Annotated in this window: 12 protein-coding genes; 5 read left to right on the forward strand and 7 right to left on the reverse strand. The window is 37.8% G+C overall.

The features are described 5' to 3' along the window. Positions 1-32 precede the first annotated feature (32 nt). Entirely contained in the window at positions 33-959 is a 927-nt protein-coding gene (locus B5X51_RS08390) for a ketopantoate reductase family protein (RefSeq protein WP_079720695.1), read from the forward strand. On the opposite strand, the gene B5X51_RS08395 is transcribed toward B5X51_RS08390, so the two are convergent. The 5 genes from B5X51_RS08395 to B5X51_RS08420 all read right to left on the reverse strand — a co-directional run bounded on the left by B5X51_RS08395 (position 960) and on the right by B5X51_RS08420 (position 8,800). Beyond that, entirely contained in the window at positions 960-3,371 is a 2,412-nt protein-coding gene (locus tag B5X51_RS08395) for a glycoside hydrolase family 31 protein (protein WP_079720696.1), read from the reverse strand. It abuts the gene before it with no gap. Between the two features lie 112 nt (positions 3,372-3,483). Then, a complete protein-coding gene (glgB, locus tag B5X51_RS08400; RefSeq protein WP_079720697.1) occupies positions 3,484-5,394 on the reverse strand; it encodes a 1,4-alpha-glucan branching protein GlgB in 1,911 nt (636 codons plus the stop codon). Between the two features lies 1 nt (position 5,395). Next, entirely contained in the window at positions 5,396-6,664 is a 1,269-nt protein-coding gene (locus tag B5X51_RS08405; protein WP_079720698.1) for a glucose-1-phosphate adenylyltransferase, read from the reverse strand. A 2-nt stretch (positions 6,665-6,666) separates the two neighbouring features. Then, entirely contained in the window at positions 6,667-8,076 is a 1,410-nt protein-coding gene (locus B5X51_RS08410; protein WP_079720699.1) for a glycogen synthase, read from the reverse strand. Between the two features lie 502 nt (positions 8,077-8,578). Beyond that, positions 8,579-8,800, reverse strand: coding sequence for a hypothetical protein (locus B5X51_RS08420; RefSeq protein ID WP_079720700.1), 222 nt, complete (start codon positions 8,798-8,800; stop codon positions 8,579-8,581). Between the two features lie 202 nt (positions 8,801-9,002). On the opposite strand from B5X51_RS08420, the gene leuS reads away from it, so the two are divergent. Further along, positions 9,003-12,287 (forward strand): leucine--tRNA ligase, encoded by a 3,285-nt coding sequence (gene leuS, locus B5X51_RS08425; protein ID WP_079720701.1) that lies wholly within the window; start codon positions 9,003-9,005, stop codon positions 12,285-12,287. A gap of 504 nt (positions 12,288-12,791) precedes the next feature. Beyond that, on the forward strand, positions 12,792-13,085 hold the full coding sequence (locus B5X51_RS08435; RefSeq protein ID WP_079720703.1) for a GIY-YIG nuclease family protein: 294 nt from the start codon (positions 12,792-12,794) through the stop codon (positions 13,083-13,085). Positions 13,086-13,605: 520 nt separating this feature from the next. Here B5X51_RS08435 and rimM read toward each other — a convergent pair. Then, positions 13,606-14,133, reverse strand: a complete 528-nt coding sequence (gene rimM / locus B5X51_RS08440; protein ID WP_079720704.1) for a ribosome maturation factor RimM — start codon at positions 14,131-14,133, stop codon at positions 13,606-13,608. 14 nt (positions 14,134-14,147) lie between these two features. Beyond that, positions 14,148-14,726, reverse strand: coding sequence for a 30S ribosomal protein S16 (locus B5X51_RS08445; RefSeq protein ID WP_079720705.1), 579 nt, complete (start codon positions 14,724-14,726; stop codon positions 14,148-14,150). A 265-nt stretch (positions 14,727-14,991) separates the two neighbouring features. On the opposite strand from B5X51_RS08445, the gene B5X51_RS08450 reads away from it, so the two are divergent. Both B5X51_RS08450 and B5X51_RS08455 read left to right on the forward strand, forming a co-directional pair. Further along, positions 14,992-15,438 carry a ferritin-like domain-containing protein gene (locus tag B5X51_RS08450; RefSeq protein ID WP_079720706.1) on the forward strand — a complete coding sequence of 149 codons (447 nt, stop codon included), beginning with the start codon at positions 14,992-14,994 and terminating at the stop codon, positions 15,436-15,438. A gap of 25 nt (positions 15,439-15,463) precedes the next feature. After that, the gene (locus tag B5X51_RS08455) at positions 15,464-15,913 is read left to right on the forward strand and encodes a ferritin-like domain-containing protein (protein WP_079720707.1); all 450 of its coding nucleotides are present in this window, start codon (positions 15,464-15,466) and stop codon (positions 15,911-15,913) included. Positions 15,914-16,065: the final 152 nt, after the last annotated feature.

Here is a 16,065-nt window from a genome sequence, read left to right on the forward strand (position 1 = left end):
CTTTTTAATTAATCTCAAAAAGCACAAAACTTATGAATATTTTAATCTTCGGAACCGGAGGCGTAGGAGGCTATTTTGGTGGAAAACTCGCTCAAGCTGGTTTTAACGTGACGCTTATTGCCCGCGGTAAACACCTGGAGGCGATTAAGAAAAACGGACTTGAAGTTGAAAGTATCAATGGGGATTTTAAAGTGAAACCTAAACTCGCAACTGATAGTTTAGCTGAAGTTCCTACTCCAGATCTGGTGATTTTAGGAGTTAAATCCTGGCAAATACAGAAAGTAGCAAAGCAACTGAAACCTGTTATTTCGACTGAAACCATGGTTTTACCACTACAAAATGGAGCAAATAATGTTGAAGAATTACTGGAAATTTTACCGAACCAAAATGTGTTGGCCGGGCTTTGCCACCTTATAAGCTTTGTGGAACGTCCGGGAAAGATAAAACACGTTTCTTTTGAACCCAGAATCACTTTCGGCGAAATTGATAATTCAAATTCAGAAAGAATTCAAAGCTTAAAGACGATTTTTGATAAGGCAAAAATCACCAATCTTAATCCTGAAAATATTCAGCTGGAAATTTGGAAGAAGTTTTTGTTTATTGCCACAATTAGCGGTCTTGGCGGGCTAACCCGGGTTTCTATAGATAAAATTAGGGAAGGCGAATATTTATATGATCTATTGCTAAAAACCGCTAGGGAAATTAAATTGGTAGCAAATGCTAAGGGAATTCCACTGGCAGAAGAACATCTGGAAAAGGCTTTTGAGATCATTCAAAATCAATCACAGGGAACTACCGCTTCTACACAACGCGATATTATGGCAGGAAGACCTTCAGAATTAGAGAATTTCAACGGATTTATAGTAAAAGAAGCCCAAAAATTAGGCATTGCAACACCCGTAAATAAAATGATCTACGAGTGTCTATTGCCTATGGAAAAGGAAGCGAGGAATACTTAACTATTCCTCGTTTCCTCCATTTAAATCTAATATAGAAAAGTTTTCATCTATCATTAATGTAAGGCATCCGTTACTATGCAGCTGTTCCAGGGATTTAGTTTCATTGTCCAATTGAATATTTTTTACATCAAACGGCAATCCGTGTATCTGTAGTTTAAATTTCTTACAATCAGATTCAAAAGAACCTTCTTTATGCTGCTGAATAACCAGCTGATTTTTTCTTCCGGTAAGTTTAAAGCTTCTTAAGCAAAAACGCCCTTTGGTATAGTCGTAACCATCTTGAGCATCTTCAAAGAACTGAGAATCTTCCTTTCCTTTTTTGTAATAAATGTCTAAGGTAATTTCCTCTATCTTTTTTTCTCCCACGTATTGTTGCACGGGATATTTCGGGATAATTGCGCCCTCTTTTATAAAAACAGGCATACTATCCAGGTCGGCATCTACCCACATTTCTTTTCCGCCTTTAACCAATTCATCGGTCCAGTAGTTATACCATTGCCCTCGCGGAATATACATACGTCTACCTTTAGCGTTAGGTTCTAGAACTGGGCAGGCAAGTATACTGTTGCCAAAAATAAATTCGTCTATCCTGTAATGGGTGTTCACGTCTTCCTGGTCAAACATTACCAGAGATTTTACCAACGGGATTCCTTTTTCGGTATAATCCCAAAAAGCGGTATATAGATACGGAAGGAGTTGGTAGCGTAATTCAATGAATTTACGTACAATATCGGTAATATCTTCACCAAAAGTCCAGGGTTCCTGGTCGCCGTGATCTCCGGAAGAATGTACTCTGAAAAATGGGTGAAAGGTTGCTAATTGAATCCACCTGGTAAAAAGTTCACCGTGAGGTTGTTCAGCAAAACCACCAATATCACTTCCGGCGAATGAAAAACCGGACATAGCCAGGCGCTGTACCTGCACATTAGCGATCCACAAATGTTCCCAATTCGCGATATTATCTCCGGTCCAGGTTGAGGTATATCTTTGCGTTCCCGAATAAGCCGCTCTTGTAATTACAAACGGACGTTTAGGATGCGAGAATTTTTTTACTCCGTGGTAGGTTGCGCGTGCCATTTGCATCCCATAAATATTGTGGGCTTTTCTATGACTGCAGGGATTTTCATCATAATTGTGCCTTACATCGTGCGGAAAGGTCTTATTGGGTACTTCCATTACCGCAGGCTCGTTCATATCGTTCCAGATACCTTTAACACCTATATCTTCAATTAATTCTTTGAATAATCCAGACCACCATTCTCTTACTTTAGGATTGGTGAAATCTGGGAAATAACATTCGCCAGGCCAAACTTTTCCTTTAATATAAGGACCATCGGCACGTTTACAGAAATAATCGTTTTCAAGTCCTTCTTTGTATACCCAGTAATTTTTATCAATTTTAATCCCCGGATCTATAATTGCTACAGTTTTAAAACCATCATCTTCAAGTTCCTTCACCATTCGTTTTGGATCTGGGAAATATTCTTTGTTCCAGGTAAAGCAACGGAAACCTTCCATGTAATCTATATCCAAATAAATAGCATCACAAGGAATCTGCAATTCCCTAAATTTAGAAGTGATTGCTTTTACCTTGCTTTCAGGATAATAACTCCATTTACATTGGTGAAATCCTAAAGCCCAAAGTGGTGGTAGATCTGGTTTTCCGGTAAGATCGGTATAGTATTCTACAACATCGGTCATTTTTGGGCCGTAGATAAAATAATAATTCATCTCGCCACCTTGTGCCCAAAAACTGGTAACAAAACGTCTTTCCTGGGCAAAATCAAAATATGATCTAAAAGTATTATCAAAGAAGATTCCGTAGGCTTTTTTATTATGAAGCCCGGTGTAAAACGGAATGGTTTTATAAATAGGATCGGTATCTTTTCCGTAGGCATAAGAGTCGGTTACCCAGTTTTCAAAGCGTTTTCCTTTTAAATTTAGATTTCCCGGTTTGTCGCCAAGTCCAAAATAGCTTTCCCCATCGTGAGAAACCTTACTCATTTTTACAATATCACCGCCAAACTCATAACTATCTTCCCAATGGAAACCCAGTTCGTCCTGGTTTATCAAGCTTCCGTCTGCCTTATCATAGATCTTGATGAGTAAACCTTTCTTGGAGACCTCGCATATAATCTTGGAAGTGGTAATACTGTAACAATCTTCCTTTTCTTCAATATCTAACTGGTTGTAACCAATACTCGCATATTTGGTGATTGCATAAGAAAAATCATTAGCAAACATACCGGTTGTAGAATACCTAAACCGCAGTAAGCCATCTCTAAGAATTGTGATTTGTAAAGCCACATCGTTTTCTGTGGTAAAATAAAGCGTATCAACATCTTTGCGAAAAGAAATTACATTAGATGGAAATGCGTTTCCTTTTTGTTCTAACTCGGTATTCGTGATCATATTTTATAATGGATTACTGTAAGGTGAAAAAACAGAATAGTTTGCAAATATAAGTTAGAATTATTAAAGTATTTGTGAGTGTTTATTAAGTGTATCGTTATTGTTTATTTAACTAAGAAGAATATTTTAAGGCTACCATCGCCAAAGGTGGCATATCTATTACTGTTGAATAGTTTCTGGAATGCCATTTGTGCTCTGTGGTTTTAATAGTTTTATTGATGTATTTGCCAGAACCATAAAATTTCTTTTTATCGCTATTAAAAACTTCTTTAAGCACACCTTCTTCTGGTAAACCAATTCTGTAATTTTCCCTCGGAATTGGGGTGAGATTACAAACAATAATTAAATTATCTTTAGGCTCATTTCCTTTTCTAATAAAACTAATAACCGAATTCTCGGCATCGCTGTAATCGATCCATTCAAAGCCATCGGGCACAAATTGATTTTCATATAAAGCGGGCTCAGATCTATAGAGTTTATTTAAAGCTTTAATTACCTTCTGAATTCCTTTATGCGGTGCATAATCCAATAAATGCCAGTCTAAACTATTCTGGAAATTCCATTCTTCACTTTGGCCAAATTCACAACCCTGAAACAGTAATTTGGTTCCCGGATGGGTAAACATATATCCGTAAAGTAGGCGTAGATTGGCAAAACGCTGCCATTCGTCTCCCGGCATTCTACCTAAAATAGAATGTTTGCCGTAAACCACTTCATCGTGGGATAAAGGCAACATAAAATTCTCTGTAAAAGCATAAGTAAGGGAAAAAGTAATGTTGTTTTGATGATGTTTACGGTATATAGGTTCTTTAGAAAAATATTGAAGTGTATCGTGCATCCAACCCATCATCCATTTCATCCCAAACCCAAGTCCGCCTAAAAAAACCGGTTTTGAAACCCCGCTATAAGCGGTAGATTCTTCGGCAATGGTTTGTACATCGGGAAAAGAGGCATAAACTTCTTTGTTCAATTCTTCTAAAAACGAGATGGCTTCCAGGTTTTTATTTTCACCGTACTCATTGGGATCCCATTCACCTTCTTCCCGGGAATAATCCAGGTAAAGAATAGAGGCTACAGCATCTACCCGCAAGCCGTCGATGTGAAATTGTTCTAACCAGAATAAAGCGTTACTAATTAAAAAAGCCCTTACTTCATTTCGACTGTAGTTAAAAATCAAACTTTTCCAATCGGGATGGTAACCTCTTTTAGGGTCGGGGTGTTCATAAAGATGTGTTCCGTCAAAATAACCGAGTCCGTGGCTGTCTTCCGGAAAATGTGAAGGCACCCAATCCAGGATCACTCCAATGTCATTTTCATGAAGTTTATCTACTAAAAATTTAAATTCATCTGGATAGCCAAAACGGGAAGTTGGCGCAAAATATCCGGTAATTTGATATCCCCAACTCGGGTCATACGGATATTCCATAATAGGCATAAACTCTACGTGGGTAAAGCCCATTTCCTTAACATAAGAAACTAAATCGGTAGCAAGTTCCCAATAGGAAAGTGACCGGTTTTCATCTGTTTTTTTCTTCCAGGAAGATAAATGCACTTCGTAAACCGAGTAAGGAGCTTGTAAAGAATTATTCTTTTTTCGTTTTTGTAGCCAGGATTTGTCTTTCCATTTATAGTCGTCTTCCCAAACCACCGAAGCTGTATTTGGCGGATGTTCACAGCGCCTCGCATAAGGATCGGCTTTCTCGGTAATAATTTCGTTATGGTTACTATGGATCTTATACTTGTATAAATTTCCTTTTTCAACATTTGGAATAAAACCTTCCCAAATGCCGCTGCCATCCCAACGCACATCCAAAAGATGTTCGCCATCTTTCCAGAAATTGAAATCTCCAATTACCGAAACCTGTTTCGCACCCGGAGCCCAGACGGCAAAATAAGTTCCTTTAACCTTATTTAAAGTGAGTGTGTGGGAGCCAAATTTCTCATAAAGTCGGTAATGTTTCCCCGACTTAAATAAATTAATATCAAATTCTGAAAATAAACTGTGCGTTATAACTTCTGCCATATTATCCTATAGTTGTTCCGGGTGGAATTACCGCCTCTTTTTTAAGTACTACAATGCCTTCTTTTATCACATAAGAATCTGTTTCTGTATCTTCTAAATGTGCGCCTCCTTTTATAGTAGTATTATCTCCAATTCTACAGTTTTTATCGATTATTGCATTTTCTATCGTGCAATTTTCTCCTATTCCCGCGAGTGTTTCAATTTTATTTTTTTCAATTTCTTCTAAAGATTCATAGAAGTCGGTTCCCATCATATAGCAGTTTTTTATAACCGAACCTTTTCCAATTCTGGACCGGACACCAATCACTGAAGATTCAATTTCATCAGCATGAATAATACAGCCTTCAGCAATAACCGCTTTTTTAAGCTTAGTATTGGTGTATTTCGTAGTTGGAAGAATCCTGGCGTGAGTATACACCTGGTTTTCCATGTCGTAAAGATTGAATTTTGGGATGTCTTCGGTTAAGCCAATATTTGCTTCAAAGAAAGATTCTATATTCCCAATATCTGTCCAGTAACCTTCAAATTGGTAACCGCAAACTTTTTTATTTCCTATGGCCTGCGGAATTATTTCCTTACCAAAATCTACGGTGTTAGGATCATCCATAAGTTTAAATAATAAATCACGATTAAATACGTAAATCCCCATAGAGCCAAGATAATTTCGGCCTTCAGCTTCCATTTCGGGACCTACAGGTGAAGTCCAGTCGGGTAAAAGTTCAGATTTCGGTTTTTCGATAAATGAGGTGATATTATTGTCTTTATCGGTTTTCATAATTCCGAAACCGGGAGCATCTTTAGCGTTAACCGGAATAGTGCCAATGGTGATATCGGCGCCGGAATCTATATGCTGCTGTACCATTAAATTATAGTCCATGTGATAAAGCTGATCCCCCGAAAGAATAAGAAAATACTCGAATTTATGATTTTTAAAATGATGCATTCCCTGTCTAACCGCATCAGCAGTTCCCTGGTACCAGGTTTTATTATTTGGAGTTTGTTCTGCCGCCAGAACATCTACAAAAGCCGAACTAAAAAAGCTAAAATGATAAGTGTTTTTAATATGCTGATTCAATGAAGCGGAATTAAACTGGGTTAACACGAACATTCTTTTAAGCTTCGAATTAATACAATTAGATATGGGGATATCTACCAGCCTATATTTACCTGCAATAGGCACGGCAGGTTTAGACCTGCTTTCTGTTAAGGGATGGAGCCTGGTGCCCTGCCCGCCTCCAAGAATAACCGATAATACTTTGTCGTTTAGCATGATTAGTCGCTTTTTAGTGAATTATACAAATCGATATACTGTTGGGCCGAAACATTCCAGGAATGGTCAATGCCCATAATATGTTTTCTGGTTTTTTTAAATGCGGGTTGATCCTTATAAAATGCTATAGCTCTGTTTAAAGTTTGAAGAATATCAGCTTCTGAAGCTTCCTGGTGCGAAAACCCAAAACCACCATCTTCAACATCTATAACGGTATCTTTTAAGCCGCCTATACTTCGCACAACCGGGATGGTTCCATAACGAAGGGAATATAATTGGTTTAGTCCGCAGGGTTCAACGCGGGAAGGCATTAATAAGAAATCTGCGCCCGCATAGATAAGGTGCGAAAGTTTTTCATCATAACCAATAAAAGTGTTATAAACGCCTTTATGTTTTTTTTCTAATGCTTTTAGATTGTCTTCAACTTCGGGATTTCCAGAGCCTAAAACGAGAATATTGCATTCTTTTTTTGACAGAATTTCATCAAATACTTCCGGTAGTAAATCGGCACCTTTTTCGAAAACCAATCTTCCTATAAAAGCGAATAATGGTTTTGAAGCTGAAAAACCAAATTCTTTACATAGCCATTTTTTATTAGCTGTTTTCCCGGTCTGAATATTTTTTGCTGAATAATTTTTAGCGATAAATTCATCGGTTTCGGGATTCCATACATCAGTGTCAATTCCATTTAGAATTCCAACACATTTTTCATTTTCGTGGCTCAGTAAACTTTCTAAACCATTTGCAGCTTGTTGTAATTCCTGCATATAACTTGGGGAAACCGTAGTTACTCGCCAGGCGCATTTTATTCCCGCAGCCAATGGATTTATAACACCGTCCCAATCCAATAAACCAATATTAGAAATATCAAAAGCCGGTAGATAATGTACTTTATCGTGGGCAAACCAGCCCTGGTATTGCGCGTTGTGAATAGTAAGAATAACAGGAATTTGATTCAGCGCTTCATATTTATAACACTCCTGCGCCATAAAAGGGATCAATCCCGTATGATGGTCGTGGCAGTGAATTATGGAAGGTTTGGTTTTTAGGGTCAACATCCAATCCAATACCGCAATCTGAAAAGCGGTAAAGCGCGCAGTATCATCTGCGGAGTAAACATAATCTTTAAATAAAAGTTCAGGAATATCCACAAACAGGACTTCAATATCCAGGACATCTTTTTTTAATTTCAGAATTTTATAAGGATAAATATCTTGTCCTAAAACCATTTCAGAATTGTAGACACTTTCAAATTTGTGCGCAGCGGTAAATTTATTATCATAAAATGGCATCACTACCTTGGCACCAACTTCCGCCTGTTCCTGATATTTTGGTAAAGAACCTACCACATCTCCCAGGCCACCAACTTTGGCAATAGGGTAACATTCAGCGCTTACGTGTATCACGTTCATATAGAGATTTTTGAAAAAATAGAGTTAGTCAGATTGTTGCGATTTTAAAGGTCTAAATATTGTAAAGCTTCTAGATTCATCCCTCTTTTATCGTCAATTCTCTATAAATTTAATGAAATAAAGAGACAAAGCCTATTGAAAGAAAATAGATGATGTAATAATTTTAAACTTACCTGAATTTTAAAATGAAGAATCCCTGAACTACAAACCCTTCTTAAGGCTTTCGGGATTTTGGCGAGTATCGACAATTGTAACCAGGATGATTTCAGAGTTATTAAACCGATAAAAAAACTGTGGTTTGTTTTGTAATTATAGCGCGTTGTAAACCGGGTTTATCCTGAGATTCTGGAGATATTTCGGGACGGATTTATAATTTTAAGGTTGTGATCTAATTTTCTAAGAAATTCATCTTTCACTTTTTTAGAGCAATTTTCCCTCAAATAATCAAATAGCTTAATAAGCTTTTTCTCAGCAGTTTTTGTGATAATTACCTCCCGAGACATTATCTGTGCTTTTTAATGAAATTTTCATAAGAAGTTGTTTCCTCCCGGGCTATTTCTTTGTCAGCTTCTTCAATTTCAGCTTTTTCTTCAGATGAAAGTTTGTTCCAAAAATCAGATGGTTTTCTTTCTCTTAGAATTTCACGAATAGATCTAATTAATTCAGGATCATTGGTTTCCATTAATATTTGGGCAAGCGATATTTTTTCCTCCTGTAGATTCATTTCGAAATTTTTAAACCTATACTAAGATAAACAATTCGTTTAAATTAATCTGAAAACTAAAATTTTATAGGGAAATCTCAATTAAAAACTTATCTTCTAATCCCTTCTCCCTAAATTCCCATAAGTGGTTTAAAATTGTAAATTTGCAGGCATTAATATAAAGTCGCGTTACGCGTAATTAGCAGGTAAGAAAAACAAAACAATGAGTTACAACTTCAACGAAATTGAAGCCAAATGGCAAAAATACTGGGCCGAAAATCAAACTTTTCGCGCCAGCAATTCATCAGATAAACCTAAATATTATGTGTTGGATATGTTCCCATATCCATCGGGAGCAGGGCTTCATGTAGGGCATCCGTTGGGTTATATTGCCAGTGATATTTATGCACGCTACAAGCGCCACTCAGGTTTTAATGTGCTGCATCCGCAGGGTTACGATAGTTTTGGGCTACCGGCCGAGCAATATGCAATTCAAACCGGGCAACACCCCGCGCTTACCACAGCTAAGAATATTAAAAGATATCGCGAACAGCTAGATAAAATAGGCTTTTCTTTTGACTGGAGTAGAGAAGTGCGCACCAGCGATCCCGAATATTATAAATGGACACAGTGGATATTTATTCAACTTTTTGAGAGTTGGTATGATATGGAAGCTGAAAAATCAAGAAATATTTCAGAGCTTGAAGATATCTTTTCTGCGGAAGGAAATTCTCGTTTAAATGCCGCTTGTGATGATGATGTTGAGGAATTTTCAGCTGAGGCCTGGAATGCTTTTTCTTCGGAAGAAAAACAACAAATATTACTAAAATACCGACTTACCTATTTAGCGGAAACCGAAGTAAACTGGTGCCCACAACTGGGAACCGTTTTAGCTAACGACGAGATTGTGAACGGTGTTTCCGAACGTGGTGGCTATCCCGTGGTTCGTAAAAAAATGACGCAATGGAGTATGCGAATTTCTGCATTTTCAGAACGGTTATTGCAAGGTTTAGATCAATTGGACTGGACGGAGAGTTTAAAGGAAAGTCAGCGTAACTGGATAGGGAAATCGGTTGGGGCGATGGTGAAATTCCCCATCCTATCCTTCCCCGAAGGGGAAGAGAAAGCAGCGCCTGGTTATATGACCGGGGGAAACAACTCTAAACTTTTACTTGAAAAAGCTAAGGAAAACAGAAATAATCCAACTGATGCAGAAAGAATTCTATGGGGCTATCTTAAAAACAAAAATTTAGGATATAAATTCCGTCAACAACATCTAATTGATGATTTTATAGTTGATTTCGTTTGTCTCTCTAAGAGATTGGTAATTGAGGTTGATGGAGGGATTCACGATACTCAAGTTGAGGAAGATGAAAAACGTTCTGAAATTCTTAATGATGAAGGATTCAGAGTTATGAGGTTTAGAAATGAAGAGGTAATTGGAAGTATAGATTCAGTAATTGAAAAAATAGAATTTACGCTTTCGGAACAACCAGATATTAGTGAAAAAGCCCAAAAATCCCCCCCTTCGGGGGCGGGGGGCATTAGTGTTTTCACCACCAGGCCAGATACTATTTTTGGAGTGACTTTTATGACTTTGGCTCCGGAACACGAACTGGTAAAAAAGATAACCACACCTCAGCAAAAAGAAGAAATTGAAGCCTATATCGCTGCCAGTGCTAAACGTAGCGAGCGCGAACGTATGGCCGATGTGAAAAGTATTACCGGGGTTTTTACCGGTGCTTATGCCGAACATCCTTTTACAGGTGAGTCTATACCAATCTGGATTGGGGATTATGTGCTTGCAGGTTATGGGACCGGTGCCGTAATGGCCGTTCCTTGTGGAGACCAGCGCGATTACGATTTTGCGAGACATTTTGATATTCCGATTAAAAATATCTTTGAAAATGCTGATATTTCTGAAGCTGCTTTCTCCGGAAAAGAAGGAACGGTAATCGCAAATTCCGATTTTCTTAGCGGACTCGAATACAAGGAAGCGCTTCAAAAAGTGATTTTAGAATTAGAAAAAACCGGTCACGGTTACGGGAAAACCAATTATAGATTGCGGGATGCGGTTTTTAGTCGTCAGCGTTATTGGGGTGAGCCTTTCCCGGTGTATTACGTAAACGGAATGCCGCAAATGATAGATGCGCAACATTTACCTTTGCATCTTCCCGAGGTTGAAAAATACCTTCCTACCGAAACAGGTGAACCACCATTAGGGAATGCTACCGATTGGGCCTGGGACACAAAATCTAACGAGGTAGTGAATAATGATAAAATTGACGATGAAACGGTATTTCCATTAGAGCTGAATACCATGCCTGGTTGGGCAGGAAGTTCCTGGTATTTATTCCGCTATATGGATGCTGGAAATAATGAGGAATTTGTTTCTAAAGAAGCACAAGACTACTGGGAAAATGTAGACCTATATATAGGTGGAAGCGAACACGCCACCGGTCACTTATTATATTCCCGATTCTGGACAAAGTTTTTACGAGACCGCGGATATCTTTCGGTAGAAGAACCTTTTAAAAAGCTGATTAACCAGGGAATGATTTTGGGGCAGAGTGCTTTTGTTTATAGACTGGAAGGGGAAAATGTTTTTGTCTCAAAAAACCTGATTGGAGAAAATAATATACAGCCAATTCACGCAGATGTTTCTTTAGTAAATCATTCAGATGAATTAGACATCGAAGGTTTTAAAAAATGGCGTCCGGAATTTAAAGACGCGAAGTTTATTTTAGACAATGAGGAAATCTACGGTGCTGACTCCTCCCCTTCGGGGAGGCCGGGAGGGGCTTATATAGTAGGACGCGAAGTCGAAAAAATGTCGAAATCCAAATACAACGTGGTGAATCCCGATGATATTTGTGAAGACTATGGCGCTGATACACTTAGGATGTACGAGATGTTTCTTGGGCCTTTAGAGCAGGCGAAACCTTGGAATACTGCGGGAATCACCGGAGTGCATAATTTCCTTAAAAAGCTTTGGAAACTGTATCACAAGGGCGAGCAGTTTGAAGTTTTAGAAGAAAAAGCTTCAGCCGATTCTTTAAAAAGTCTGCATAAGACCATTAAAAAGGTAACTGAAGATATCGAAGAATTCAGTTTCAATACATCGGTATCTACCTTTATGATCTGTGTAAATGAGCTTGTTGCACAAAAATGTAGCAGTAGAGAGGTGCTTGAGCCTTTGGCTATACTTATTGCGCCTTACGCGCCTCATATAGCAGAAGAATTATGGAACAAGCTAGGGAATCCAGAATCTGTGGTGACTGCAAAATACCCGGTTTTTGAAGAAAAATACCTGGTGGAAAGCACTAAAAATTACCCGGTTTCTTTCAACGGAAAAATGCGATTTACAATGGAGTTGCCGCTGGATATGCAAAAAGATGAAATTGAAAAAACCGTAATGGCAGATGAGCGAACTCAAAAACAATTAGACGGAAGAACTCCTAAAAAAATAATTGTTGTTCCGGGTAAGATCGTGAATATTGTAGGTTAGAAAACATTTGAATATTATATAATTTGAAGATTTGAGAATCCGTTTCCTTAATTGGAAACGGATTTTTGTTTTGGAATTGAATCATTAAATACAAAGTTTTGAGTAGAACGTCATTGAAGGAGGAACGACTGAAGCAATCTTTTGAATTGAAAACAATGGTAACTTTGAGCTTGGTCCAATTTAAATAGAACAGATTTGCCGCGTCACAATTCTCCTACCGTCAAATTGTATCTCGCAATGACAGATTATTTTGAAGCACGTCATTGCGAAGTTGCTTTTTTTGCAACTGAAGCAATCTTTTGAATTGAAAAAGAGAGTGGGCTTCAATGTGTTTCAGTTTAAAAAGGGAAGATTGCCGCGTCAGGCTATCGCCTTTCTCGCAATGACGGAAAATCAACTTCAGCGTCATTGCGAAGCCGTTTTTTTTTACGGCTGAAGCAATCTGCTTCATATTATAGGAAAACCCTTCTAGATTTCATGACAACTTATTAGTTTATTTATCGAATGCAAAAATCCTGGGTGTATATAATTACCAACAAAAACAGTACAGTTCTTTATACTGGAGTTACTTCCAATCTTCAAAAAAGGATGTTTGAGCACAAAAGTAAAGTAAACAAAAGTTTTGCTGCTAAATATAATTGCGAAAAACTGGTTTATCTTCAAGAGTTTAGTGATGTGACTCAGGCGATTGAATATGAAAAGAAAATTAAAGCTGGAAACCGAGCCCGAAAAGAAAAACTTGTAAACGCTCAGAATCCAGATTGGATTGATCTTTCTAAAGATATGATTTTAGGATAAATAACATAAGATTGCTGTGCTCCTTCGTGGCTCGCAATAACTAAAGCAAGTTGGTTGTCATTGGGAAGTCGTTTTTTAAGACTGAAGTAATCTCTATCATAAAAAAATAATTATTGAGAAGATCAGGGAACTAAGAAAAGATTGCCGCGTCACAATTCTCCTACCGTCGAATTGTATCTCGCAATGACGGAAAATAGTTCATTCAGGCGTCATTGCGAAGCTATTTTTTACGGCTGAAGTAATCTCTATCATAAAAAAATAATTATTGAGAAGATCAGGGAACTAAGAAAAGATTGCCGCGTCACAATTCTCCTACCGTCGAATTATTCCTCGCAATGACGAAAATAGTTCATTCAAGTGTCATTGCAAAGCTGATTTTTTTCAGCTGAATCAATCTCTTCAAGAGTAAAAATAAGGAATGCTTATCTATACAAAACATTGCCACGTCTTAATTCTCCTATCGTCGAATTATTCCTCGCAATGACGATTAAAACTTCTGCAAACTGCCAACTAAAAACTGCTAACTGAGATACAGCTCCACCAAACCTTCTGGAGTAGTTAAATAAATGGTGTTGTTTTCCTTATCTATTTTATCTATAAACTCATCGTTCATAGGGATAAGGATTTGTTTTTCCCCCTTTTGAATTTCAAAAAGCGCTTGTGCAGTACTATCGTTTATAGAAGTGATCTTGCCGATATTGCCGTGAGTGGCATCTATTACGTCAAAACCTATAATTTCGTGAAAGTAGAATTGATCGTCTTCCAGTTCCGGAAGCATGGTAAGGGGAAGATAAGTGAGTGCGCCTACAAGGTCTTCGGCATCTTCCTCAGTCTCTATATCCTCAAATTTAACACGTAGTAAGGTGCTTTTTTGTAGGTTACTTCTTTCAATAAAAAATGGAACCAGGTTCTCATTATATTCAATGAGCACTGATTCCATTTCTAAATACATTTCAGGAACATCGGTGTCTAATTTGATAAGCACCTCGCCCTTAAAGCTAAATTTACCAACGATTTTACCTAAAAAGAAACATTCGTCTTTAGTCATCGCCAGTTAAGGTTTTAGCCTTTTTTTTCTTCGATTTTTGCTTCTTCAGCAGTCTCTTGATCAACTTGCTTTTCTGCATTAGCCTCTGGTTCACCTTCTTCGGTTACTGCAGCAGCTTCAGCTTCAGCAGTAGCTGTCGCTTCGGCTTCTTTTGCTTCAGCTTCACGCTTAGCGCTAACCTCTTTTTCAGCGTCAAGAGCTTTCTTTCTTGCGTCTTGTTCTTCTTTAGTCAGGTTGTCTCTCTTAGCAGCGATCTTAGCTTCTTTTTCTTCCAACCAGGCTTCGAATTTCTTCTCAGCTTCTTCTTCAGTTAAAGCACCTTTTTTAACGCCACCGGCAAGGTGTCTTTTAAGTAGAACTCCTTTGTAAGAAAGAATAGCACGAGCCGTATCTGTTGGCTGTGCACCATTTTCTAACCATTTTACCGCTCCGTCTACATCTAACTCGATAGTAGCTGGGTTGGTGTTTGGATTATAGATTCCTAATTTATCTAAGAATTTACCATCTCTTTTTGAGCGCGCATCTGCGGCTACGATCCAGAAAAAAGGTTTTCCTTTTTTACCGTGTCTTTGTAATCTTAATTTTACTGGCATAAAAATTAAATTGTGGGGTTCCCGACCCCGATTATTAATAAGGCTGCAAAGATACTACATTTTTCTAATACACAAGAAGTTGACTGTAAAAAAAACAGCATCAATTAGTGAGCGGAATTAAGGTAAAAATTATGAAGTTTTTTAGTGAAAAAAAGCTGCTGTTGTTAAAAGCAGTTAATTAGTGCTAAACCCTGTTAAACAGCTTTTTGCTGTGAAAATTGCGTTTTATCTTTAAGTTGTAATTTTTAAGTAAAAGTTAGTGACAATGAAGTATTCTGAGAAGGTTGCTAAAGAACTAAATATCTTATTAGAGAAGAATAATGATGCCGAGAAAGGTTATAAATATGCTGCTGAAAATGCGAATAACCCGCAGCTGAAGGCTTTTTTTTCTGAACGTGCTCAAGAGCGTTACGATTTTGGCCACGAGCTTGAAACTGAAATCCGCGATTTTGGGGAGAACCCCGAAAAAGGTTCCAGTTTGGCCGGAGATGCCCATCGTACCTGGATGAATCTTAAAAGCAGCCTGTCTTCTAATAAAGATGAAGCTGCGTTGGAAGAGGCGGTAAGAGGGGAGCAGGTTGCTGCAGATGAATATGAAGAGGTTCTAAAGAATCCTGAAATTCCGCCAACCACAGCAAATTTATTACTAAAACAGAAAAATGGAATTGTTGCTGCACTTAATAAATTAAAATCTATAAAAGCCAAGGCTTAAGATTTAGAAAAAAAACAATTTGAATATGAGGACAAAAGAAGAAATGGGTGAAAAGCTCAATGAATTACTGGAAAAAAGTTATGACGCGAAAGAAGGTTTTAGCTCAGCTTCCGATAATGCTAAAAACAAGAAATTACAGGAATTTTTCAGACAAAAATCTGAAGAAAGAGAAATTTTTATAAAAGAATTGAGAGAGGAAATTACCGGATATGGGCAAGTGCCTAAAGAAAAAGGTAGTGCTACAGGAAATATGCATCGTGCCTGGATGAAACTAAAATCTTCTGTTGAGGGTGATAATGATGAGGCTCTGTTAGAGGAAAGTTTACGTGGTGAAAAAGTGGCTTTAGAAGATTATAAAGAAATAACCAAAGAAAAGGATTTGCCGCCTAGTCTTAGCTCTAAATTAAACAGGCAGCAACAAAATATCCAGGCTAGCATCAATAATGTAAAAGTGTACGAACAGATGTTTGATTGAAGTAGTAGTTTTTAGTGTTCGTATGAGCCTCACAGTATATCGTTTTACGGTTTCTGTGAGGTTTCTTATTATAAAATATGGAAGACACTTTAAAACTGCGGTGGTAGAAATCGTTAATAAATCCTGAAAAATTAACTTGAGGCTGCGCTAAA

It is taken from the genome of Salegentibacter holothuriorum (assembly GCF_900168045.1).
Classification (GTDB): domain Bacteria; phylum Bacteroidota; class Bacteroidia; order Flavobacteriales; family Flavobacteriaceae; genus Salegentibacter; species Salegentibacter holothuriorum.